Source organism: Variovorax sp. GW823-FHT04B03, assembly GCF_058796495.1.
Window position 1 is genome coordinate 322,572 of the sequence record NZ_JBXAIT010000005.1, and the last position, 20,657, is coordinate 343,228.

Sequence of the window (20,657 nt, forward strand, 5' to 3'; positions counted from 1 at the left end):
GAAGCTAGCTGCTCGCACTGCCAGGGGCCGTCGCTTGACGCCTTGCGAGGTCGATAGACACCAGCTTTTGTTGGCTACGGTCGTAGATGTCTCTGAGCCCGCCGATCAGTGCTTCGATGTCGAATTTCTCGCCCCGAAACGCATATACGCGAGCCTGCGGGTCGTAGTGATGGATGATGTCGTGATCCTCTATGTTGCCGGCAACAGCGTGTCGGGGACCTATGAGACGTCTGACGATGTTCCTATGAACGGTTCGCTCTGCCCAATCGTCTAGCCTCTCGTCGAAGTGCTCAAGGTGATCTCTCAACGTGCGCGCTTGGACAGCATGAGGGATCTGCAACCCGAGAGCTTGCCGCAGCTTGGCCCCACGACTATCCGACCGCTGTCGGGACTTCTTGTTCTTCGACCCTGGTGGCCAAAACATTCGCGAAACCGCCGCCGAGCGATGAATGATCACCTGAGCAGGATCTATAGGGTCGCCATTCGAGCCCAACGCAGCATTGAGCGCGTCAACCGCAGCGAATGCACCTTCGCACTCTTCAACGACTTGGCCTAAATAAAGTTCAAGCAAAAAGTTGTCCATTGGGGGCCATTTAGATGGGAGGGCGAATGATCGCACTGCGCGAACTGAAACAATAGGTATAAAAGCACGCGCGTAGAAACCCGTAAAAACGGGAAATAAAACCACGATGTGAAAACGACAACCGCGCCAGTACAGGCGCGGGCTGGAACTTGACCGACCGGGTCGTAAAAACCGCTACCCGAAGCGTGCGGGCTCGGTGGGGGCTAGACCGCGCGCCAGGGGGTGCAGGCGGCTCGCCCGACCGGGCGGCGCCCCCTCCGCGATGAAAGGGCCAGCCGATGGCCCTGGCAGGCCCGTGGATGCGCCGCGAGGCGAGCGGCAGAGCGAGACGACACCCGGACGAAAAAAAGGGCGCTACGTGCGCCCTTGGGGTTGATTGATGTCCGCGCGTTCCGCTCTAACGGCTACGGCCAGCGCCGCGCCGCGGCTTCCATCCCTCGGGCATGGGGTGCTCGAAGATCACACGTTCCGGCGGCGGCGGCGGCGCGGGCGCCTGCCAGATCTGAATGCCCCCGGGACCGGGAACAAGAAACGGCGTTGCGGGGTATTCGAGTGGGACGATGTAGTCGTGCCACTCTTGCTGCTGAGGCGTCAAGGCCATGATGGTTCACCCTTTTGGGTTGTTACGGAACCATCATTCTTCGGGCGCACCCCACCGCCATGGAGGGCTGTTTTCCCAAATGGAGTTAGACGATCAGCCCGCCGCGGCCACGCCGGGCGGCTCGATGAAACGCACCAGTTCCTCGCCGGCCCAGTCGTTCAGCTCGCGGAAGCGCTGCATGAGCGGCCGGATCTCGTTCTCGATGAACACGGCCAGAGCCTGGGGCGCATTGCCGAAGCCGCCGGCATTGGTCGGCACCATGCCCAGCAGGCCCGGCGGCACGCGGTGTGCGGCCAGCACGTCATCCTTGCTCACGTTCTTGATCGCAGCGAAGTCGTCCTTGGCCGCCACCTCGCTCACGGGGATCAACTTCAGCCCGTCGGCCTTGCCGCCCGGCATGTGCAGGAACAGATTGCGGAAGTTGCCCGGCCCCTTCGAGTCCTTCAACGCCTTGCGCAGCGCGTTCGCGTCATCGTTGTCGACCTGCCCCTCGGTCAGATAGAGGATGAAGCCCGCGTGCGAGCCGTTCGCGTAGTACTTGCGCCGGAACATCGTCGCCGCCTCGTTCAGCCAGGCCGACTGCAGCGCGCTGATGTACTCGGGCAGGCCATAGATCTCTTGATTGACATCGTCCTCGCGCAGGTGGAAGACCGAGCCGGTTGGAAACTCGTGCTCTTGAAGCCAGCCGCGCACGAAGAAATAGTGGCCCGCCTCCTGGCCGCGCCGGGTGAACTTCGCGAGCGCGTGCCGCAGCTCCAACGGCCGCCCCGTGTAGGCGCGCGGCTGCTCGACGTATGCATTGCCGAAGACAAGAAAGTCCAGCGCCATGGCGCCGAACGTCGCGGCCGACAGCCGCGGATGCGGCATGAACAGCGACTTCAGCAGGTTGCGCTTCAGGTAGATCGCCGAGCCGTGGTGCGGCGACGCGCGGAATGCGCTCGCCAGCCCTTCCCACGGCAATGGCGGCTCGTACCAGCGGCCGTTGAACATGCTCTCGACATAGTCCAGCAGCTGGATGCGGCTCACCGGCTCAGGATCGCCGAAGCTGAACGCCTCGACGGTGCTTCCATCGCTCTGCGTCATCAGCGTGGTGGCCGTGACCGCCGGCGGGGTGCGGACCAATTCGCGGCCGTGGCCGTTCTTGCGTTTGCTCATCCAAAAATCTCCATGCGAGAGTTGCCGCCGACCACGTCGCCGGCCAGTGTTTCGTTGTCGAGCGCGTGCATCGTTGCCCACGCAAGATCTGCGTGGCCCGTCACTTCGGAGCGCCCCGAGTCGTATGTCACGTTCCGGCCGCTGGCCGTCAGCACGCGTTTGATGGCCATGAAGGCCGCAGCGATGTCGGTCCAGCCGGCGTCAAACTCCAGACGGCCTTTGTGGATCACCTGCTGTGCCTTGAGCACGAGGCGCTGTTTCACCTCGATGCTGTACTGGTAGCCCTTCACCTGGGGAAAGAACTTCTTGACGATCTGGTGCACGCCTTCACCCAGGCCGGTCTTGTCGATGCCGATGTGCACGACGTTGTATTGCTGGGTAATGCGGCGGATCGCCTCGGCCTGTGCCTCGAAGTCGGAGCCCTTGAACTGCTCGCGATGCAAGATGCGGAACTTGCCGCCAGGGGTGCGCGGCGGCGCGACCACCACGAGCGCGGCGGCGTCGCCCTTGTCCGAAGGGTCGTATCCAACCCAGACGGGGAAATGTGCGTAGGGACGAATCCACAGCGGCTTTACGTCGCTCCACGTTTCCCAACTATCGACCATGCACGCCTGCATCTGTGCGAGCGTGAACAACGACAGGCTGTCGTCGATGAACTGGCACATGAAGAGGTTCGCGAACTCGTCGACGCTGTATTCCTCGCGCAGCTCGGCGATGTCGAACAGATCGAAGCCCATCGCCACGGCGTCTTCCACCGTGACGATGTCGCGCCACTTCCGGTCCAAACCCAGCGCGCCGCCGCGCAGCGCCTTGTGGGTCGTGTTGATGCGAACGTGGTCTTTCTTCGCGCGCCCCTTGTTCCTGTCGTCGCCGGTCCAGAAGCCATAGGCTTCGTGCGACATCGCCGACGGCGTGCTGAAGTAGGTTTTTCGCCAATGCTTGTGCGAGGCCATCGCGCTGGCCAGTTTGTTGATGGTCCTGAAGCGCGGAACCCAAAAGAATTCATCGAAGTAAAAGTCGCCGTGGTACGACTGGGCCGTCATCGCGTTGGTGCCCAGGAACATCAGCTCTGCGCCGTTCCACAACTTGATGTTCTCGCCCTTCAGCTCGACGTCCACCTCTTTCGCGAAGTCGACGATGTAGCTGCGGAACTGGTGGGCCTGCGCCTTCGACGCCGACAGGAACAGCTTGTTGCGTCCCTCTTTCGCAGCTGACAGCAGGGCTTCACGCGAGAAATAGAACGTCGCGCCGATCTGCCGTGCCTTGAGGATCGCGCGCAGGCGCTGGTACTGCTGATCGAACCACGTTTGATGGAAGGGGAAGTTCGACTCGCGCAGCTTCGTTTCGAGCAGCGCGATCTGGTCTTCGCTGAACTCGTTGCGCTTGGGCTTTCGCTTCGGGGAAGCGTTGCGCGCTGCGATGTTCGGATTCAGGTCGCCTTCGCGCCCGGTCTGCTGGTACTTTTCCACCCGCGCGGTGCGCTCCAGCTGTCGCCCCAGCAGGTCGATTTCCTTGTAGTCGCCGCCGGTCTTCTCCGTCTTCAGGATGAGCTGGATCAGACGCACTTCGAGCGCACCATTGACGCGGTCGAGCGGCTGCGCGTCATCCCACTTGTCCGCCTCCTTCCAGCCGTACACAGTCGACGCTGGAACGCCCAGGTGCTCGGCGATCTGCTTGACCTTCCACCCTGTCCAAGCAAGGAAGCGCGCCGCGGTGCGGGGTTGCGCCTGCGGCGTCAACGTGGCAATCTGGCCCGTCTCAGTGCTCGCGACGCCGTCAGCAACGACAGCAGGCGATGCCACTTTGGCAGTGCTCGCAACCCGCCCACGCTTGTGCGGCGCGGACTTCGCAGCAGCGGAGACAGACCGGCGAGCGCGGCCGGGCGCAGCGGATTTAAGGGGCATGACACCGAGGTTGCCCGCGCGCGCGAAGCATCGCCACCACGTCCAACAGTCCCCGCCACTGCCACACGCGCAGCGGCTTGAGCGCGCACGACACCACGGACACCATTGGCTGGCACGTCGCAACACCACTGCGGCAACCCATCAACCAGCAGCGAGTCAAGCCAATGTCCACCACCGCGAAAAAGCCGGTTTCCAAGTTCTTCCGCGTCGGCGTCGAAGGCGCCACCAGCGACGGCCGCATCATCGACCGGGCCTGGCTCGAACAGATGGCCGCCAGCTACAACCCGACCGTGTACGGCGCGCGCATCAACGTCGAGCACATGCGTGGCTACAGCCCGAACAGCGACTTCCGCGCCTACGGCGACGTTCTGGCCCTCAAGACCGAAGAGGTCGAAATCGGCGGCGTGAAGAAGCTCGCCCTCTTCGCGCAGATCTCGCCCACCGACGAGCTGATCGCGATCAACAAGAAGCGCCAGAAGATCTACACCTCGATGGAAGTGCGGCCCAAGTTCGCCGACACCGACAAGGCCTATCTCATCGGCCTCGCCGTCACCGACAACCCCGCGAGCCTGGGCACGGAAATGCTCGAGTTCGCTGCCAAGAACCCGGACGCGAGCCCGTTCGCCGCGCGCAAGGAACAGCCCGAGGATCTGTTCACCTCGGCGGAAGAAGCCACTCTCGAATTCGAGGACGCCGCAGACGATGGCGCCCTGGCCAAGCTGCGCACCGCCATCAGCGGCGCGCTGGCCAAGTTCGGAAGCAAGGCAACCACGGACGACGCGCGCTTCGCCGCCGTGGTCGAAGGCTTCCAGCAAATCGGCGAAGCCTTCGAGCAGCACGCTGCAGACACGACTTCGAAGCTGAGCGCCGCCGACAAGGCCATCGGACAGCTGAAGACCCAGCTCGATGCCCTGCAAGCCAAATACAACGCACTCGACAACACCCCGGCCGGCACCCCCCGCCCGCCCGCGGCTGGCGGCAACGGCACCGCAAAGACGGACTGCTGAAACGCACACGCCCACACCCACGCAAACCCTTCCGCAACACCACACAGGCAGCAAACATCATGCGTAAAGAAACCCGCCAGGCACTCGACGCCTACTTCGCCCAGCTGGCCACCATCAACGAAGTTGCCAGCGTCGTTCAGAAATTCAACGTCGTGCCGCGCGTGCAGCAGACCCTCGAATCGAAGATGCAGGAGTCGAGTGCGTTCCTGCAGCGCATCAACGTCGTCGGCGTGACCGAGCAGATGGGCGCCAAGATCGGCATCGGCGTGAACGGCCCGGTCGCAGGGCGCACGGACACGACCGGCAACGGCACGCGCAAGCCGCGCAACGTCACGGCGATGGACGAAAACGGCTATCGCTGCGTGCAGACCAACTTCGACACGGCCATTCGCTATACGCAGCTCGACGCGTGGGCCGGCTTCCCCAACTTCCAGCCCCTCGTGCGTGACTCCATCATCCGGCGCCAGGCGCTGGACCGCATCTGCATCGGCTGGAACGGCACCAGCATCGCTGCGACCACCGACCTGGCCGCAAACCCGCTGCTGCAGGACGTCAACAAGGGCTGGCTGCAGCAGATGCGCGAGAACGCAGCGGCCAATGTCGTGACCGAGGGCAGCAAGCAGCCCGGCAAGGTCATCGTCGGACCCGACGCGGCTACCAGCGACTACGCCAACCTCGACGCGGTCGTGTACGACGCCATCACACTGCTGGACCCGTGGTACCAGGCAGACCCGGATCTCGTGGTCGTGGTCGGTCGTGAACTCATGCACGACAAATATTTCCCGCTGGTTAACAAGGAACAGCCGCCGACCGAAGCGCTGGCCGCCGACATCGTCATCAGCCAGAAGCGCGTGGGTGGCCTGCAGGGCGTCACCGTCCCCTTCTTCCCGGCCGGCAAAGTCATGGTGACCACTCTGGCCAACCTCTCGCTGTACTGGCAGCGAGATGCACGCCGCCGCAACATCAAGGACGTGCCCGAACGCGACCAGATCGAGAACTACGAGTCGTCCAACGATGCGTACGTCGTGGAGGACTACGGCCGCGCGGTGCTCGTGGAAAACATCGAGCTGGCCGCGTAACCCAGGCGCCAAAAGGCAGACATCCGTCTGACGAAACCCGCCGCGCGGGCTGCATCCAGCCCGCGCACTCATCCCACCAGACAAGCACAACACCATGCGCCCACTCAGCCCCGCACAGCGCCACCGCGCGCGCATCCTGCAAGAACAGGCCCAGGCCGCCAGCCCCTACGGCGTCGAGCTGCAGGGCGACGCCTACGGGCTCATGCGTGTCAAGCTCTCGCAAGACAAAGGACGCATCTCGCAGATCCAGTCGCACGAGCGCCGCGCCGAGCTGAAAGCTCGCCTGTTGCCGGAGTACTTCGACTGGATCGACACCTCCCTCAACACCGGAAACGGCGCGCAGGATCAAGTGCTCACCACGCTGATGGTGTGGGCCTTCGACGCGGGCGCCTACGCGCTCGGTCTGCGGATCGCGGGCTATGTCATCCGGCATCGCATGCCGATGGCCGACGACTACAAGCGAAGCCCGGCGGCTATCGTCATCGACGAACTGTCGAATGCCTACCTCAAAGGTCAATGGTCGCCCATGGTCGAGATGGCCGATGAAGACGGAACGCGACGCCTCGCGGCCATGGTGCTGAACATCGAAGGCCATGACCTCGCGCGTGCGCAGGCCGCCGGACAACTCATCGAGGCCGAGGCGATAACCGCGGAACAAGACGCCCCCGACCAGGCGCGTGCCAAGCTGCACAAGGCCATCGCGTACGCCGCGCTGGGCAAGGTGCAGACGGCCGACGAGCCCGACCTCGCGGCCATCGAGCCCGAGGCGCTGCGCCTCGCCCTGGCACGACTGCAGCGCGCTCTGGAACTCGACAGCAATTCCGGCGTAAAGAAAGACATCGAGCGCATCGAGCGTGCGCTCACCAAGGTCGACAAGGCCGCGACCCTGGCCAGCGAGGCGAAATCCGACGCACCGCCCGCCGGCGAAACCCAACAACCCGCTACCGCCACGCCGAAAGCGACGCGCAAGACTGCCGCGGCGAAGAAGGCAACGACCGCGCGCAAGCGTGCGGCCGGAAAGTAGCGACACCGAGCACCCCACGTGCCGGGCGGCCCGTGGCGCAGCGTGAAAGGTTGACCCCTCACCACAACGCGCCACGGCCACCGCCCACCTATCAACACCCGCCGAGCCACCATGTCCCTCATCGCCGCCGCCCCGCCCCTCGTGCGCACCACGCCGCCCAGCGACCCGGCGCCACTCGGCATCGTCACGGCCGGCGGCTGGTGGCCCGAGATCGACCTGGCCAAGTTGCGCGACGCAATGCGTCTCGACGGGACCATCACGCCGCAGCGACTGCTGCCCGCCGTGCAGGAAGCCATGGCCACAACCATCGGTCTGCTCAGCATCTGGGCAGCCGAGCGGGAGGTCGAAGGCCATGCATCGTTGGCCGTGGTGCCCGCGCTGCAGATCGACGGCGAGTCGATCAACGTGCAGCGCTTCCGGCGCGCGGTCTACAGCCACGCCAAAGCCAACCTGCTGGAGCGCTACAGCGACTACGACACCACGGGGCGCGCCCGCAAGGACGATCAGGAAGAAACCCGCGAGGGCCAGGCCGAGCAGCACCGGCGCGATGCCACATGGTCCGTGCGCGACATCCTCGGCACCACCCGCCTCACCGTGGAGCTGATCTAGCCATGCCGCGCACCGTCATCGCTCAGCAACACGACACCGTCGACCTGCTTTGCCTGCGGCACCTTGGTGCCACGGCCGGCGTCACGGAAGCCGCGTATCGGCTGAACCCAGGACTCGCCGATATCGGCCCCATCCTTCCGCTCGGCCGCGCAGTCATCCTGCCCGACCTTCCAGCCAACACCGCGCGCGTCGAGACCGTGCAGCTCTGGGATTGATTCAGCCATGCCAGAAGCCACCACCACTCTCGCCATCGCCGAGGCCGCGGGCGCCAAGTTCGGCCTCGTCGGCTACGTCGTTGTTCTGGTCATCATCGGCCTGGGCACCGCCATCTACTGGATGCTCGCGCGCAACCAACAGCGAATGTCTGGCGCCGATGCCGATGGCCAGATTCAGGCGCTCTCTGTCTACAAGGAAATGCTCAAGGCCGAGCGCGAGGCGCGCGTCGCGGCAGAGACGCGCGCTGACCAATTCGCGCGCGAACTCCGAGACGCCTTGCAACAGCTGGGCGAACTTAGGGGCCAGCTGCAGGCCATGACCGCCGAACTCGCGCGAGTGCGGCAGGAGCTTGAACTGATGAGAGGGCAGATCGATGGTAACAATCACGGATAGTCACCTCGCGAGCCTTGAAAAAGAGGCCCGCCGCGCACGCTGGATCGAGCGTCACAAGAACGTCTTGATGCTCGTCGTCATCGCGTGCTTCGCCCTCGCTGGCGGGCTCGCGGGGCTGGGCGTCGGCCATTGGTTCGGCGTCCAACAAGAACGCGCCGAACGCGTGAGCGAGATCAAGAACCTGCAGGTATTGCTCGGCAAGGCCATCGACCGCCTCGGGCCTATCGCGAGCCAAGTGCAGGAGGCCGTCGCGACCGCCCAGCAGGCCGCCGATACCGCGAGCGAGGCCGCGGACAAGGTCGACGAAGCCGCACTGCGAGCAGGCAAGGCGGCCGACAAGACCAGCGCAGCCGCCGCGAAGGTCGGCGCCGCCGCCACCAGCGTGCAGCAGGCGACGCGCCCGCAAGCGGCACCGTCCGCCCTCGTAACGCGACAGGTGCAGGAAACCAATCTCAGATTGCAGGAGAGCCGGAAATGAAACGCCTTGCCATGGTCTGCATCCTGGCCGCTCTGGTCGTTGGCTGCACAACGCAGGTCGCGGTCAACCCGCCCCGCTGCCCCCTGCTGCCAGAGCCGCCGGTGCGCCCAACGGCGCAGCAGCTCGACGCCTACACCGCAAAGCTCGCGCGCCTCTACGGCCAGTGCGCCGGTGGAACCCAGTGACTTCGCCCCGTCCTGACCAGATCCGAACCCCATGACCATCACCCTCGCCCAGCTCATCGCAACCGGCATCACGCCCGCCGTGGCGCGTGCCTTCCTGCCGCACCTGGCCGCCGCCTTCGAGCGGTTCGACATCGGCACCCCGCGCCGCATGGCTGCATTCATCGGCCAGTGCGGGCACGAGTCCAGCGCCTTCACGCGACTCGAAGAGAACCTGTACTACACCGACCCGGTCCGCATCGCCAAGATGTTCAAAGCCTTGCGCCCGGTCGAGAAAGCCCGCGCCTTCGTCCGACAGCCCAAGGCCATGGCCAACGTCGCCTACGCCGACCGCAATGGAAACGGCGGCGTCGAGTCGGGCGACGGCTGGACCTACCGCGGCCGGGGGCTCATTCAGATTACCGGACGCGGCAACTATCGGCGCGCCGCCGCCGGCACCGGCCTGCCTTGCGAAGCCAAGCCCGACATCGTCGCCGAGCACCAGGGCGCCACGCTCACGGGCGCTTGGTACTGGGCGGCCAACGGCCTCAACGCCCACGCTGACGCATGGAACCTCGAAGCCGTCACCCGCGGAATCAATCCCGAAATGGTGGGTCATGCAGACCGCGTCGACCGCTGCAATCGCGCGCTCGACGCGTTGCTCTCCATGCCGGCGACCGCATGAACAAGATCACGCTGGCCGCCGTGGCCGTCCTCATCGCTGCCGCCTCGGGCGCCATCGGCTACGGCACCGGGCGAAATGACGGCGCCGCCAGCGTGCAGCAGCAATGGGACAGCGACAAGACCACGCAGGCGCAGGCCGAAGCAGACCAGGCCACCACCACCCGCACCAAGGAATCCGCCCATGCCGACCAGATCACCGAAGCCGTCGACACCTATCAGGCTGCACGCGCCCCTGCCGCTGCTGATGCTGCTGAGCGCATTGCTCGTGCTGAGCGCCTGCAGCGCACCGCCGAGGGCCGCGCAGCTCAGTACCTTGCTATGTCCCAGGCCGGCAACACTGAGCGCAGCCGTCTCGCAAGCCATGCGGCCCGACTCGACGCCAGTCTTGCAGACGGCCGACGCGTGGCTGAACAGCTCCGGGCAACTGTTGTCGAGCGAGACCAGCAGCTCCGCTTACTCGCCGACGTCGTCCGGGCAGATCGCGCCCTTGCGGGATACCCGAGTGGCCCAACCGATGAACCCGAGCCCTGAGCCATGAAGAAGCCGCAGCTGCTGCGCGATCACATCACCCTCGCCTGCCCGGATCTGGACACCAATCCGGACAAGCTGACCGTCTTCATTGAGCGCGGCAACATCGTGCACACCGGCACGCCGGCCCTGTCGTTCGAATACCGGTACACGGTCAACATCGTTGTCACCGACTGGCCTGACAGCACCGACGTGTTGATCGTGCCCATCGTGGCCTGGCTAAAGCGCCATCAGCCCGACCTCTTCGACAACCCAGACCGGCGGGAAAAGGGCTTTCGTTTCGAGTCCGAAATCATCGACCACGTGACCGCCGACATCAGCATCGAGATCGACCTCACAGAGACTGTGGCCGTGCAGGGTTCGACAGTGGACGGCGTCAACCGGCTCACCACGCGCCACATCGGCGAGCCGCTGCTCGCGGATGCAAGCCAAGTAGAAACGGCGCTGGATCTCGCCGCTGAGTGGCGCATTCAGCCACTGATCGAGGGCTGACCGTGTCCGAGGAACTGTCCCGCCTTGCCGACTGGGTCGCCCCGCTTCTCGCCGGGCTGTCTGTGCCGCGCCGGCGCGCAGCCATGGTGCAGGTCGCGACGTACATGCGCCGCAGCAACGCGCAACGCATCGCCGAACAGCGCAACCCTGACGGGTCGGGCTACGAACCGCGCAAGCCACGCCTGCGCGCCAAGAAGGGCAGCATCCGGCGAACAATGTTCGAAAAGCTGCGCCAGGCCAAGCACCTGAAGAAGTCGGCCACCCCGGGGACCGCCGTTCTCACAATCGGCGGGCGCAGTGCACGCATCGCGCTCGTCCACCAGCGGGGCCTGCGCGACAAGGTCGACTGGCGCCGCCCGCGCAGCCCGGTCGTGAAGTACCCGCAGCGTGAACTGCTCGGCTTCACCGGCGCCGACGTCGACGCCATCACCGACATCCTGCTGCAGCACATCACCGCCGGCGGCTGAAGTTCGCCGGCGTCGCGCTTTCGTCAACGCGCGACCGTCCCCGCCACCTGCACATATAGCGCAGCTCGCACACGCGCGAGAGGCCCGGCACAGTGAACGCATGCCCGGACCCACCGACCCGAACCAACAGTTCGCAGACCTGAAGCGACTGATCGAAAACCTCGTGCGCGTGGGCACCATTGCCGCGGTCGACCATGGCGCTATGCCGCCGTTGGTGCGCGTGAAGCTCAGCCCCACCGCGACCACTCAATGGCGTCCCTACTTCGAGGCGCGGGCCGGAGACACGGGCACATGGAATCCGCCGACCGTTGGCGAGTGCGTCATGTTCCTGTCTCCGGGCGGAATCACCGAGGGCGGATACGCCTTGGCAGGATTGCCGACCGCTGGCCATCCGCCGCCGAGTGCCGACGCCAACAAGACCGTCACGAAGTACCCCGACGGCGCCGTCTTCGAGTACGACCACAGCGCCCATGCGCTCAAGGTCACGCTGCCCGGTGACGGAACTGCAGACGTCACGGTCCCCGATGCCATCACCGTGCATTGCAAGACCGCCGACGTCACCGCAAGCGAAAGCGCGACCGTCCACTCGCAGCAGATCACCCTCGAAGCGCAACAGATCACGCTCGACGCGCCTCAGACCACCGCCACGGGCAATGTGACCGTGATGGGACTGCTGACCTTCATGGGCGGCATGGCGGGCACGGGCGTCAGCAGTGTGCCGGGTGCCACGGGCGAGGCTCGACTGAACCTGCCGATCTACTCCACGCGCGAGATCGAGACCACCAGCACCATGCACGCTGACGGCGACATCACCGCCGGGGCAATTAGCGTCCAGGGCCACGTGCACGGCGAAGTGGCGCGGGGCGGCGACACGTCGGGCGGCCCCCAATGAACGGTGTCTCCAACATCGTCGGCCGGCAGATCGGGCGAAGCGCCCACATCACCCAGTCCGTGGCCGACATCATCACCACGCCCATCGGCGAGCGCGTCATGCGCCGGAACTACGGCAGCTACGTGCCGCAGCTGATCGACCACCCGGCGACCGAGGCCAACCGCTTGCGCCTCATCGCCGCTACGGCACAGGCAATCATGAAATGGGAACCGCGCACCCGCGTGCAGCGCGTCAACGTCAACGTCGACGTGCAGGGTCGCTGCGGCCTGCACATCGTGCGTCGAGATCTCGGCGGCAGTGACAGCGTCACGTCGACCATCAACCTGTAAGACGGCGCATGATCGACCTCTCCCAAATCCCTGCGCCCAACGTCATCGAGCCGCTGGACTTCGAGTCTCTGCTCGCAGAGCGCAAAGCAGAGCTGCTGGCAGCTATTCCCGAGGCTCAGCGCACCGCCATTCAGAGCGTGCTGTCGATCGAGTCCGAGCCTCTGAACAAATGGCTGCAGGTCAGCTCCTATCGCGAGCTGGTCGTACGACAACGTGTCAACGATGCTGCGCGGGCGGTGATGCTCGCCCATGCCGTCGACGGTGATCTCGACCAGCTGGGCGCCAATTGGGGCGTCACGCGTCTCATCGTCACGCCGGCCGACGACACGGCGCTGCCGCCGGTCGAAGCCGTCATGGAAGCCAATGCGGACTTCCGGCGCCGCATCCTTCTGAGGCTCGAAGCGTTCACCACGGCTGGCAGCGAAGCCGCCTACATGTACCACGCGCTGTCAGCGAGCGGCCAGGTGCGCGACGTTTCGGTCGACAGCCCCACTCCGGGCTTCGTTGTCGTCTACGTCCTCTCGCGGGAGGGAGACGGCACCACCGGCTCGGACCTGATCGAAAAGGTGCGTGCCGCGCTATCCAGTCGAACAGTCCGGCCGCTGACGGACAACGTCAGCGTGCTTTCCGCGAGCGTTGTGCACTACACCATCGAGGCTGAGCTCATCGTCGATAGCGGCAGCGACTCGGAAGTAGTACGGCAAGCCGCTTTGGCGGCGACTCAGGCCTACGCGGACAGCGTGCATCGCCTCGACGCTGACCCGAGCATCAGCGGCAACTATCGGGCGCTGCATCAGCCTGGCGTGCTGCGCGCAACGCTCGTGCAGCCGGCGGCCGACATCATGATGAGCGTCGGGCAGGCCGCCTACTGCTCGGGCATCGCCATCACGGCCGCGGTTGAAGAATGACCGACGCCGCCACCCTGCTGCCAAGTAGCGCAACGGCGCTTGAGCGTGCTGTCGCCGCGGCCGATGCACGCATCTCCGATACGCCCACGCCACTGCGCGATGTGTGGAATCCCTACGCGTGCCCCGCAGACATCCTGCCCTGGCTCGCCTTCGCCTACTCGGTCGACGAGTGGGATGACAAATGGAGCATTGAGGTCAAGCGCGAGGTGATCGCTCAGTCGCTGGAGATCAAGCGCACCAAGGGCACGCCGGGCGGCGTACAGCGCGCATTGGAAGCGATGGGGTTGCCAGCCCAGATACAGGAATGGTTTCAGCAGAGCCCGGCCGGCGATCCCTACACCTTTCGGGTTCGAATCGAGGCCGAGCAGATCGGGTTCACTGCCTATCAATTGGCGCAGATCCGGCGCGTCATTGAGGCATACAAAAACAAGCGCTCGCACCTGGCAGGCATCGACATCTTCATCCGCTCCACCGGCGGACCTCGTTGGGCATCGGTCGCCATCAGCGGATCGGATCTCAATGTCAGCGATGGAACGCCCAGGTACGACGACGGCACCAGCGCGCTCGATTTCATGATCGAAGGCGCCACCAGTGGCTATGCCGAAACCGCCGGCGCCGCCGACACGCTGCGCGGGGTCGTTTCGTCCATGCCGGAAAAGTTCACCATTCCCACTGACCTATGACCTCTCCACTCGACGGCAAAGTCTCGAAGTTCGGCCTGTCCGTGGATACGCTCCACGAGTTCATCAACGCCCCCGACGGCGACATCGAAACCGAGAGCGGGCAGCTTCCGAATCTCCACAAGCTTTCCCGTGAGCTGAAATCTGCCACCGCCGGTGCAATAGACACCAGGATCGGCGACTTCATCGAAGCGGTCGACCAAGCGGAGCAAAGCGCGGCACGTTCGGAAGCGGGCGCAGCTGCATCGATTGCCGGTAGCAACACCTACGGCACCACGGCCCAAGGTCTGACGGCCACCGGGAATGGGCAGCAGTTCTTAAAGAGAACGGGCGACCCTCAGGTTTATGAGGTGTACTGGAACAACGCCGGCGTCGCCGACTATCTCGGAAACTTCAGCCTTGCGAGCAAAGGTGCAATCGACGCCATCAACGAACTGATCACCGCCGACGGCGACCCGAACGGATTGGTGTTGCCGCTCCTGGACCGTTGGCGCTGGGTCTACGGCGGCTTCTACAACAACGGCGACCTCGAAACGCCAGGTTTTCGCATCGAGTGCGATCACCCTGAAGATGGCTTCGTCATCAAGAACCGATGGGGTTGGGTGCTGTTCGATTCCAAGAGGGTCGCTGGCGCCTCGGTGGCAGTCCCGCCTTGGGCTGGGCGAAATTACTTAGCCGTCGGCGACTCCATCACCAAGACGGGAAACCCAGCGGCTGGAAATTTCGATGACAACCTCACCGACAACTGGCCCACCTACTTCCGCGCAATCATGCAAGCGGCATCGTTCAAGAACTACGCCGAGAGCGGTGCATCCTTTCGGGAGTACGGGCAAAGCCCTTGGCTCAAGATGTCGCATCAGATCGATCAGGCGATTGCCAACGGTGTGCAGCCCGATATTTTGATGGTCTCAGCTGGCACGAACGATGGCATCGGGCACCTGGGAGACTTCGATACTGCAATGAGCCGGCCATCGCTGGCGGACCTCGACATGTCGACGACTGCAGAGTCGATGCGATACCTCTTTTGGAAGGCGCGCACGGCCTGGCCGAACCTGAAGGAGTGCTTCTACGGCCTGCCACTGCAACGCGCCGACGTGGAGACTTCCGTGCGTCTGCCGCTGCTGGACTTGGCAACCAAGATGGCCAGTCGGTACGGCTTTCACGTCATGGACGCCCATCGGCAGACGGGCATTCTTAAGGACTTCGAGTTCTGGCCCGCGATACCGGGCGGCAGCTCGCCCGGACGCCATCTGCGTGATGGGTTGCATCCGATGACCAGCGGCATGGTCTTGCTGGCGCAGTTCTATGCCCGCTGTGTTCGCAACGTTTTCAACTACAACCAGTTTTAAGGAGCCTGTATGGCCGGCATCACGATGGCTGGGGATCGCCATGTCCCTGAGGGCTACTTTCTTCCGCCTGACGCTGTGGACCTCGACCACTGGCACTTTTTCGGTGTCAATGCGGCGTTCAGTGCCAAGAGCCACCCCTTCGGGGCCGTGGCGAGTGTTGTTGGCGTGCCTGTCTTCAATGCGGGCTACGCCACCTTTCAACCTGGCGTCTCGTTCGTTCAAACTCAGACGCCGCAGAGGCCCGACGCGACCTACTTCTCTGTTTTCAAGGTGACCAATGAGTCGACTCAGCACCTGCTCAGCAATTTCGCTTCACCGGCCGTGGCGCCTCCCAATGCGTCCTCGCGCGGCATCAGCCTGTCGGTGAATGCCGGGGGCACTCCGGGCGACAACAAGCTGACGCTCGTTCTATCGCGGTCGGTGCTGGCTCCTGGCGTAGGTGATACGGCTGTGATCGTTTCGCTGGCCGACTCGGTCAATCGTGATCAATGGACGTTGGTGGCTGGCCGGGTCGACGCCGCCGGTGGGTTGAAGATCTGGAACCTGACGGCTGGGACGAGTGCGACGGCCGCGAGCGCGAATCCAGTGAATACCGGGTCGGCCCTGTTGCGCGTTGGATCGTCGTACACCACCCCGAGTGCTGACCCAAACAGTCAGGGTCTTTCGGTGGCCTATCGGTCGGCCAAGACTGACGCCCAGGTGCTGAAGACGGGACAATTTCTGAAGGATTACTTCGCAGCTGTCCACGGGATTGGGCTCGGCTGAGCTGTGCAATAGCTCTTCCGCCTAGAGCCTGAGGAGGCGCACCAGTCCTCGCCACCTCCACGGCCCGCGGTCCTCGCGCACGCGTGGATTCGTCGGCACAGTGGATGCATGGCGTTCACCAGCATCCACACCACCAACGGCCTGCGCGAGACCGCGCGGGCCATTGCTGAAAGCGCCCCCATTGAACTGGTTGCCATTGTTGTCGGAGACGGCGGTGGCAATGCGGTAGATCCGAATGTCGGAATGACTGCGCTGGTGCGCGAGCGTTGGCGCGGCACCATCAACCGCATCTACCAAGATCCAGAGAACGAGATCCTCTACATCGCGGAGGCGGTGATTCCCGCAGCGGTTGGCGGATGGACCATGCGAGAGGCCGGGCTGATCGACGCCAATGGCAGCTTGTTCACGGTTTGCAACCTTCCGGCCAGCTACAAGCCGTTGCCAGAGGAAGGCACCACCAACGACTTCACCGTCCGCATTGCTTTCCAACCGGGAAACGTCGACGCGGTCACGCTGCAGATCGATCCCAACGTCACCATCGCCACCCACAGCTGGGTCATCAACTACGTCACCGGCGGCGTGGTGTTCCCCGGCGGCACCACTGGCCAGGTGCTCACGAAGCAGAGCAACGCCGATGGCGATGCGGACTGGCAAGACATCGACGCCATCAACGTCACCGTCGACACCATCGAAGAAACGCAGACTCTCGCCGCAGCTCAGACCGTGGTCGACCTCACCGTCACCACCACGCGCGGCCTGGCCGTGTACATCGACGGCGTGCGGCTGCGTGCCGACGAATGGACTAAAGACCCCGTGATTGCCAGCCGGCTGACGCTGGCTGTGAGCTATCCCGCGGGCACCAAGCTCATCGCCGCGCAGAACGAGCCGACCGGCAACGCGCCCGATCCGCTACTGCGCAGCAAGAACCTGTCAGACCTCGACAACGCCGCGACCGCGCGTGCCAACCTTGGCGTGTACAGCAAGGCGGAATCGGATCGCGCTGGCCCCATCGGCATGCCGGCGCATTGGCCAACCGCGAACCTTCCCGCGGGCTGGCTCATCCGCAACGGTGCTGCCATCAGCCGCACCGCGTATCCGGCTCTGTACGCCGTGCTGGGCACTGCCTACGGCGAGGGTGACGGCTTCACCACCTTCAACCTCCCCGATGACCGTGGCCACTTCGATGGCGGTGCGGACATGGGGCGCGGGCTCGACCCCGCCATGGCGCTCGGCGTCAGGATCGACAGTCAGAACAAAACGCACTGGCACAGCGTGAGCATGGACAACGCCGGGTGGCACGACCATACGGTCTCCGTCAAGGCGGGCGGCAGGCACTCGCACCAGCTGAACACCTCAAGCGTTTTCTACAACGCGACCGGCGGGCCGCTCCCGTTCCCCGCGACGCTCGGCGCTGGCGCCGGCATCGTCAGCTCGGGAACGACCGAAGCGGGCGACCACGGACACGAAGCCACCGCATCCCCGAATGGACTGCACAAGCACACGGCCACGGCCAACCCGTCCGGCGAGGCTCACGCGCGCCCCAACGCCCGTGCCTACGTGCCCATCATCCGCGCCCTCTGACCATGCCCGACACCTTCGACCCCACAGACCGCGTCCCCGCCTTCCAGCTCAACGGCGCGGGCCTGTTCATCGACGTCGTGCCCGCACTCGAATCCATCGCAGAGCGCGGACAGGGCGTCTATCACGTCCCCAGCGGTGCGGTCATCGACCCCATGCCGGAAGACTGGATGACCGTCACCCGCAACGACAGCGGCTTCTTCACCTGCTTCGTGCGATGGCCTGAAGACAAATGGCCGCGCCACGATGGCCATAGATGGGAACTCGTCGCGCGCCCTGCCGCAACGATCACGGCCGCGCCGACGGCGGCCGAAAAGCTCGCCGCCTTCCTCGCTTCCAACCCCGACGTTTCGGACCTCATCAACGCCACCACTTCCAATCAGGAGTAGCCACACATGCCTACCGAATACCACCACGGCGTACGCGTCTTCGAAGTCGACGAAGGCGGCGCCACCATCCGCGTCATCTCGACGGCAATCATCGGCATCGTCGCCACCGCGCCCGCGGCCGAAGTCGACGCGTTCCCGCTAAACACGCCCGTGCTGCTGACCAACCCGGCCGGCAGCGTGGGCAAGGCCGGCGCCAGCGGCACCCTGGCGCAGGCACTCAAGGCCATCAGCCAGCAGTCGCAGGCGCTCACCATCGTCGTGCGCGTCGAGCCGGGCGCCGACGATGCGGCCACCACCAGCAACGTCATCGGCACGACCACCGCGGCCGGCCAAAAGACTGGCCTGCAGGCGTTGCTTGCTGCGCAGGGTCAACTGGGTGTCAAGCCGCGGATCATCGGCGCGCCCGGCTTGGACACCGAGGCGGTCGCCATCGAGATCGGCACCGTCGCCGAGCAACTGCGCGGCTTCGGCTACGTCGCGGCGCGCAAGGCCGACGGCATGGCCTACGCGACCACCAAGGAAGAGGCGACCACCTACCGCGCCGCCTTCGGCAAGCGCGAGCTGATGGTCATCTGGCCGAACTTCCTTGCCTGGAACGTCACGACCAACGAAGCCGACGCGGTGCCTGCCACGGCCTACGCGCTGGGTCTGCGCGCCAAGATCGACCAGCAGATCGGCTGGCACAAGACGCTTTCCAACATCGTCGTCAACGGGCCGCAGGGCATGACGAGCGACGTCTTCTTCGACCTGCAAAGCCCGAGCAGCGACACGACCTACCTCAACAGCCTCGAAGTCACGACCATCATCAACCGAAGCGGCTATCGCTTCTGGGGCAACCGGACCACCGAAGCCCAGGGCGGCAAGTTCTTCTTCGAGAACTACACCCGCACCGCACAGGTGCTGGCCGACACCATCGCCGAGGCGCATTTCAGCTTCGTCGACAAACCGATGCACCCGAGCTTGGTGAAAGACATGCTCGCCAGCATCAACGCCAAGGGCCGTGACCTCGTGAACGGCGGCTATCTCATCGGCTTCGAAGCCTTCCTGAACCCGGATCTCAACCCCAAGGAAGAGCTGGCCCAGGGCCGACTGCGCATCAGCTATCGCTACACGCCGGTGCCGCCGCTGGAAGACCTGGGTTTCAACCAGACCATCACCGACGACTTCCTCGCCAACTTCGCCGCCGCCGTCCAGGCCGCGTGATCGACACCACCGCATAGGAGCACACCATGGCCCTTCCCAAGAAACTCAAGAACTTCGCGCTCTTCGGCGACGGCGAAAGCTGGATCGGCGAGATTCCCAGCGTCACGCTGCCCACCGTCACCAAGAAGGTCGAGGAATACCGCGCAGGCGGCATGCATGGCCCAGTCGAGATCGACCTCGGCCACGAAAAGCTCGAGCTTGGCATCAAGGCCGGTGGCCTCAAGACGCAACTCATCACCATGCTGGGCGGCCAGGCGGTCGGCGCCAATGTGTTCCGCTTTGCCGGTGCCTATCAGGAAGACGCCAGCGGCATCGTCAGTGCCGTGGAAGTCATCGCACGCGGCCGAGTGACCGAGTGGAACCCCAACGAAGCCAAGGCCGGCGACGACAACGACCATGACTTCAAGGTCGCGCTGAGCTACTACAAGGTGACGGTCGACGGCGCAGAACTGCTGGAGATCGACGTCCCTGGGATGGTGTTCAAGACCGGCGGCGTCGACGTCTACAGCGCCATCCGCTTCGCCATCGGCATGGGCGTCTCGCTCTGACGCGTCCATCGCCAAACACGCCCGCCGCCCAACCTTCCACCCTCTGAGACTCCACCATGAACCACGCCCACCAGACCACCGACGCCGGCAACCACGGCCACAGCCTCAACGATCACGTCCACACTTCCAGCGTCAGCGAAAGCAGCGCCCACTCGCATGCGGTCGCGGCGCCACCCGCGCCGGCGGCCATCGTCCCCAACACGATCACGCTCGACGTGCCGATCCAGCGCGGAAGCACCACCATCGCCGAGATCACCCTGCGCAAGCCCAACGCGGGCGAGCTGCGCGGCCTGTCGCTGCAGCGCCTGCACCAGGCCGACGCCGACGAACTGCTCAAGCTGCTGCCGCGCATCACGCTGCCCAGCCTCACCCCGCACGAATGCGCGCAGCTCGATCCGGCTGACCTTTCCGAAGCCGGGGGGGTGGTCATCAGTTTTTTGCTGAAGAAAGCCGTGCGGGACGCGGTCTTGTCGACCACGTAGAAGACGCCATGGATGACCTGGCGTTCGTCTTCCACTGGCGGCCGGTCGACATGGAAAGCATGAGCCTGGCCGAGCTGATGGATCGGCGCGAGGGCGCCCGCCGGCGCTACGCCCCGAGCAAGCACGACGACTGACACACACGCATCACCACCG

At 64.8% G+C, this 20,657-nt stretch carries 27 protein-coding genes; 24 read left to right on the forward strand and 3 right to left on the reverse strand.

What is annotated here, in order from left to right; all coding sequences use genetic code 11:
• Window positions 1–4: 4 nt before the first annotated feature.
• From AC1RAD_RS22510 to AC1RAD_RS22520, 3 genes are all read right to left on the reverse strand, one after another.
• On the reverse strand, window positions 5–583 hold the full coding sequence (locus tag AC1RAD_RS22510) for a hypothetical protein (protein ID WP_492737274.1): 579 nt from the start codon (window positions 581–583) through the stop codon (window positions 5–7).
• Window positions 584–1,277: 694 nt separating this feature from the next.
• A complete protein-coding gene (locus AC1RAD_RS22515) occupies window positions 1,278–2,339 on the reverse strand; it encodes a phage portal protein (protein ID WP_492737276.1) in 1,062 nt (353 codons plus the stop codon).
• On the reverse strand, window positions 2,336–4,243 hold the full coding sequence (locus tag AC1RAD_RS22520; RefSeq protein ID WP_492737278.1) for a terminase large subunit domain-containing protein: 1,908 nt from the start codon (window positions 4,241–4,243) through the stop codon (window positions 2,336–2,338). The genes AC1RAD_RS22515 and AC1RAD_RS22520 overlap by 4 nt, the downstream gene beginning before the upstream one ends.
• 164 nt (window positions 4,244–4,407) lie before the next feature.
• On the opposite strand from AC1RAD_RS22520, the gene AC1RAD_RS22525 reads away from it, so the two are divergent.
• The 24 genes from AC1RAD_RS22525 (at window position 4,408) to AC1RAD_RS22640 (ending at window position 20,638) form a co-directional block, all read left to right on the forward strand.
• Window positions 4,408–5,250, forward strand: coding sequence for a GPO family capsid scaffolding protein (locus tag AC1RAD_RS22525; RefSeq protein WP_492737280.1), 843 nt, complete (start codon window positions 4,408–4,410; stop codon window positions 5,248–5,250).
• Window positions 5,251–5,309: 59 nt separating this feature from the next.
• Entirely contained in the window at window positions 5,310–6,329 is a 1,020-nt protein-coding gene (locus tag AC1RAD_RS22530) for a phage major capsid protein, P2 family (RefSeq protein WP_492737282.1), read from the forward strand.
• Window positions 6,330–6,423: 94 nt separating this feature from the next.
• Window positions 6,424–7,353 (forward strand): phage terminase small subunit, encoded by a 930-nt coding sequence (gene gpM / locus AC1RAD_RS22535; RefSeq protein ID WP_492737284.1) that lies wholly within the window; start codon window positions 6,424–6,426, stop codon window positions 7,351–7,353.
• A gap of 111 nt (window positions 7,354–7,464) precedes the next feature.
• Complete coding sequence (locus tag AC1RAD_RS22540; RefSeq protein WP_492737286.1) at window positions 7,465–7,962, forward strand: head completion/stabilization protein; 498 nt, start codon at window positions 7,465–7,467, stop codon at window positions 7,960–7,962.
• A 2-nt stretch (window positions 7,963–7,964) separates the two neighbouring features.
• Entirely contained in the window at window positions 7,965–8,177 is a 213-nt protein-coding gene (locus AC1RAD_RS22545; protein WP_447779348.1) for a tail protein X, read from the forward strand.
• A 7-nt stretch (window positions 8,178–8,184) separates the two neighbouring features.
• Window positions 8,185–8,571: a hypothetical protein gene (locus AC1RAD_RS22550; RefSeq protein ID WP_447779350.1), complete on the forward strand. Its 387-nt coding sequence runs from the start codon at window positions 8,185–8,187 to the stop codon at window positions 8,569–8,571.
• Window positions 8,552–9,049, forward strand: coding sequence for a hypothetical protein (locus AC1RAD_RS22555; protein ID WP_492737288.1), 498 nt, complete (start codon window positions 8,552–8,554; stop codon window positions 9,047–9,049). Before AC1RAD_RS22550 ends, AC1RAD_RS22555 begins: the two co-directional genes overlap by 20 nt.
• Window positions 9,046–9,234, forward strand: coding sequence for a hypothetical protein (locus AC1RAD_RS22560; protein WP_492737290.1), 189 nt, complete (start codon window positions 9,046–9,048; stop codon window positions 9,232–9,234). Before AC1RAD_RS22555 ends, AC1RAD_RS22560 begins: the two co-directional genes overlap by 4 nt.
• 31 nt (window positions 9,235–9,265) lie before the next feature.
• Window positions 9,266–9,895 carry a glycoside hydrolase family 19 protein gene (locus tag AC1RAD_RS22565; RefSeq protein WP_492737292.1) on the forward strand — a complete coding sequence of 210 codons (630 nt, stop codon included), beginning with the start codon at window positions 9,266–9,268 and terminating at the stop codon, window positions 9,893–9,895.
• Window positions 9,892–10,425 carry a DUF2514 family protein gene (locus AC1RAD_RS22570; RefSeq protein ID WP_492737294.1) on the forward strand — a complete coding sequence of 178 codons (534 nt, stop codon included), beginning with the start codon at window positions 9,892–9,894 and terminating at the stop codon, window positions 10,423–10,425. The genes AC1RAD_RS22565 and AC1RAD_RS22570 overlap by 4 nt, the downstream gene beginning before the upstream one ends.
• Before the next feature lie 3 nt (window positions 10,426–10,428).
• Window positions 10,429–10,914 (forward strand): phage tail protein, encoded by a 486-nt coding sequence (locus AC1RAD_RS22575; RefSeq protein ID WP_492737296.1) that lies wholly within the window; start codon window positions 10,429–10,431, stop codon window positions 10,912–10,914.
• Between the two features lie 2 nt (window positions 10,915–10,916).
• Window positions 10,917–11,381: a phage virion morphogenesis protein gene (locus AC1RAD_RS22580; protein WP_492737298.1), complete on the forward strand. Its 465-nt coding sequence runs from the start codon at window positions 10,917–10,919 to the stop codon at window positions 11,379–11,381.
• Window positions 11,382–11,481: 100 nt separating this feature from the next.
• Window positions 11,482–12,273 carry a phage baseplate assembly protein V gene (locus AC1RAD_RS22585; RefSeq protein ID WP_492737300.1) on the forward strand — a complete coding sequence of 264 codons (792 nt, stop codon included), beginning with the start codon at window positions 11,482–11,484 and terminating at the stop codon, window positions 12,271–12,273.
• Window positions 12,270–12,602 carry a GPW/gp25 family protein gene (locus AC1RAD_RS22590; RefSeq protein WP_492737302.1) on the forward strand — a complete coding sequence of 111 codons (333 nt, stop codon included), beginning with the start codon at window positions 12,270–12,272 and terminating at the stop codon, window positions 12,600–12,602. Before AC1RAD_RS22585 ends, AC1RAD_RS22590 begins: the two co-directional genes overlap by 4 nt.
• An 8-nt stretch (window positions 12,603–12,610) precedes the next feature.
• Window positions 12,611–13,510, forward strand: coding sequence for a baseplate assembly protein (locus AC1RAD_RS22595; protein WP_492737304.1), 900 nt, complete (start codon window positions 12,611–12,613; stop codon window positions 13,508–13,510).
• Window positions 13,507–14,193, forward strand: coding sequence for a phage tail protein I (locus AC1RAD_RS22600; protein WP_492737306.1), 687 nt, complete (start codon window positions 13,507–13,509; stop codon window positions 14,191–14,193). The genes AC1RAD_RS22595 and AC1RAD_RS22600 overlap by 4 nt, the downstream gene beginning before the upstream one ends.
• Window positions 14,190–15,539 (forward strand): SGNH/GDSL hydrolase family protein, encoded by a 1,350-nt coding sequence (locus AC1RAD_RS22605; protein ID WP_492737307.1) that lies wholly within the window; start codon window positions 14,190–14,192, stop codon window positions 15,537–15,539. Before AC1RAD_RS22600 ends, AC1RAD_RS22605 begins: the two co-directional genes overlap by 4 nt.
• A gap of 9 nt (window positions 15,540–15,548) precedes the next feature.
• A complete protein-coding gene (locus tag AC1RAD_RS22610) occupies window positions 15,549–16,304 on the forward strand; it encodes a hypothetical protein (protein WP_492737309.1) in 756 nt (251 codons plus the stop codon).
• A 108-nt stretch (window positions 16,305–16,412) separates the two neighbouring features.
• Entirely contained in the window at window positions 16,413–17,885 is a 1,473-nt protein-coding gene (locus AC1RAD_RS22615; RefSeq protein WP_492737310.1) for a phage tail-collar fiber domain-containing protein, read from the forward strand.
• Window positions 17,886–17,887: 2 nt separating this feature from the next.
• Window positions 17,888–18,271 (forward strand): phage tail protein, encoded by a 384-nt coding sequence (locus AC1RAD_RS22620; protein ID WP_492737312.1) that lies wholly within the window; start codon window positions 17,888–17,890, stop codon window positions 18,269–18,271.
• 6 nt (window positions 18,272–18,277) lie between these two features.
• Window positions 18,278–19,474, forward strand: coding sequence for a phage tail sheath protein (locus AC1RAD_RS22625; protein WP_492737313.1), 1,197 nt, complete (start codon window positions 18,278–18,280; stop codon window positions 19,472–19,474).
• Window positions 19,475–19,500: 26 nt separating this feature from the next.
• On the forward strand, window positions 19,501–20,022 hold the full coding sequence (locus AC1RAD_RS22630; protein ID WP_492737315.1) for a phage major tail tube protein: 522 nt from the start codon (window positions 19,501–19,503) through the stop codon (window positions 20,020–20,022).
• Window positions 20,023–20,078: 56 nt separating this feature from the next.
• Window positions 20,079–20,504, forward strand: coding sequence for a phage tail assembly protein (locus AC1RAD_RS22635; RefSeq protein ID WP_492737317.1), 426 nt, complete (start codon window positions 20,079–20,081; stop codon window positions 20,502–20,504).
• A gap of 8 nt (window positions 20,505–20,512) precedes the next feature.
• Window positions 20,513–20,638, forward strand: coding sequence for a GpE family phage tail protein (locus AC1RAD_RS22640; protein ID WP_447779378.1), 126 nt, complete (start codon window positions 20,513–20,515; stop codon window positions 20,636–20,638).
• Window positions 20,639–20,657: the final 19 nt, after the last annotated feature.

Bases quoted from the DNA above. Each gene is read 5' to 3' on its own strand.
- AC1RAD_RS22560 (WP_492737290.1), top strand. From the start codon at position 9,046: ATGAAACGCCTTGCCATGGTCTGCATCCTGGCCGCTCTGGTCGTTGGC.
- AC1RAD_RS22565 (WP_492737292.1), top strand. From the start codon at position 9,266: ATGACCATCACCCTCGCCCAGCTCATCGCAACCGGCATCACGCCCGCC.
- AC1RAD_RS22555 (WP_492737288.1), top strand. From the start codon at position 8,552: ATGGTAACAATCACGGATAGTCACCTCGCGAGCCTTGAAAAAGAGGCC.
- AC1RAD_RS22595 (WP_492737304.1), top strand. From the start codon at position 12,611: ATGATCGACCTCTCCCAAATCCCTGCGCCCAACGTCATCGAGCCGCTG.
- AC1RAD_RS22530 (WP_492737282.1), top strand. From the start codon at position 5,310: ATGCGTAAAGAAACCCGCCAGGCACTCGACGCCTACTTCGCCCAGCTG.
- AC1RAD_RS22585 (WP_492737300.1), top strand. From the start codon at position 11,482: ATGCCCGGACCCACCGACCCGAACCAACAGTTCGCAGACCTGAAGCGA.
- AC1RAD_RS22520 (WP_492737278.1), bottom strand. From the start codon at position 4,243: ATGCCCCTTAAATCCGCTGCGCCCGGCCGCGCTCGCCGGTCTGTCTCC.
- AC1RAD_RS22610 (WP_492737309.1), top strand. From the start codon at position 15,549: ATGGCCGGCATCACGATGGCTGGGGATCGCCATGTCCCTGAGGGCTAC.
- AC1RAD_RS22635 (WP_492737317.1), top strand. From the start codon at position 20,079: ATGAACCACGCCCACCAGACCACCGACGCCGGCAACCACGGCCACAGC.
- AC1RAD_RS22615 (WP_492737310.1), top strand. From the start codon at position 16,413: ATGGCGTTCACCAGCATCCACACCACCAACGGCCTGCGCGAGACCGCG.
- AC1RAD_RS22550 (WP_447779350.1), top strand. From the start codon at position 8,185: ATGCCAGAAGCCACCACCACTCTCGCCATCGCCGAGGCCGCGGGCGCC.
- AC1RAD_RS22630 (WP_492737315.1), top strand. From the start codon at position 19,501: ATGGCCCTTCCCAAGAAACTCAAGAACTTCGCGCTCTTCGGCGACGGC.
- AC1RAD_RS22620 (WP_492737312.1), top strand. From the start codon at position 17,888: ATGCCCGACACCTTCGACCCCACAGACCGCGTCCCCGCCTTCCAGCTC.
- AC1RAD_RS22605 (WP_492737307.1), top strand. From the start codon at position 14,190: ATGACCTCTCCACTCGACGGCAAAGTCTCGAAGTTCGGCCTGTCCGTG.
- AC1RAD_RS22570 (WP_492737294.1), top strand. From the start codon at position 9,892: ATGAACAAGATCACGCTGGCCGCCGTGGCCGTCCTCATCGCTGCCGCC.
- AC1RAD_RS22590 (WP_492737302.1), top strand. From the start codon at position 12,270: ATGAACGGTGTCTCCAACATCGTCGGCCGGCAGATCGGGCGAAGCGCC.
- AC1RAD_RS22525 (WP_492737280.1), top strand. From the start codon at position 4,408: ATGTCCACCACCGCGAAAAAGCCGGTTTCCAAGTTCTTCCGCGTCGGC.
- AC1RAD_RS22545 (WP_447779348.1), top strand. From the start codon at position 7,965: ATGCCGCGCACCGTCATCGCTCAGCAACACGACACCGTCGACCTGCTT.
- AC1RAD_RS22600 (WP_492737306.1), top strand. From the start codon at position 13,507: ATGACCGACGCCGCCACCCTGCTGCCAAGTAGCGCAACGGCGCTTGAG.
- AC1RAD_RS22640 (WP_447779378.1), top strand. From the start codon at position 20,513: ATGGATGACCTGGCGTTCGTCTTCCACTGGCGGCCGGTCGACATGGAA.
- AC1RAD_RS22575 (WP_492737296.1), top strand. From the start codon at position 10,429: ATGAAGAAGCCGCAGCTGCTGCGCGATCACATCACCCTCGCCTGCCCG.
- AC1RAD_RS22515 (WP_492737276.1), bottom strand. From the start codon at position 2,339: ATGAGCAAACGCAAGAACGGCCACGGCCGCGAATTGGTCCGCACCCCG.
- gpM (WP_492737284.1), top strand. From the start codon at position 6,424: ATGCGCCCACTCAGCCCCGCACAGCGCCACCGCGCGCGCATCCTGCAA.
- AC1RAD_RS22510 (WP_492737274.1), bottom strand. From the start codon at position 583: ATGGACAACTTTTTGCTTGAACTTTATTTAGGCCAAGTCGTTGAAGAG.
- AC1RAD_RS22625 (WP_492737313.1), top strand. From the start codon at position 18,278: ATGCCTACCGAATACCACCACGGCGTACGCGTCTTCGAAGTCGACGAA.
- AC1RAD_RS22540 (WP_492737286.1), top strand. From the start codon at position 7,465: ATGTCCCTCATCGCCGCCGCCCCGCCCCTCGTGCGCACCACGCCGCCC.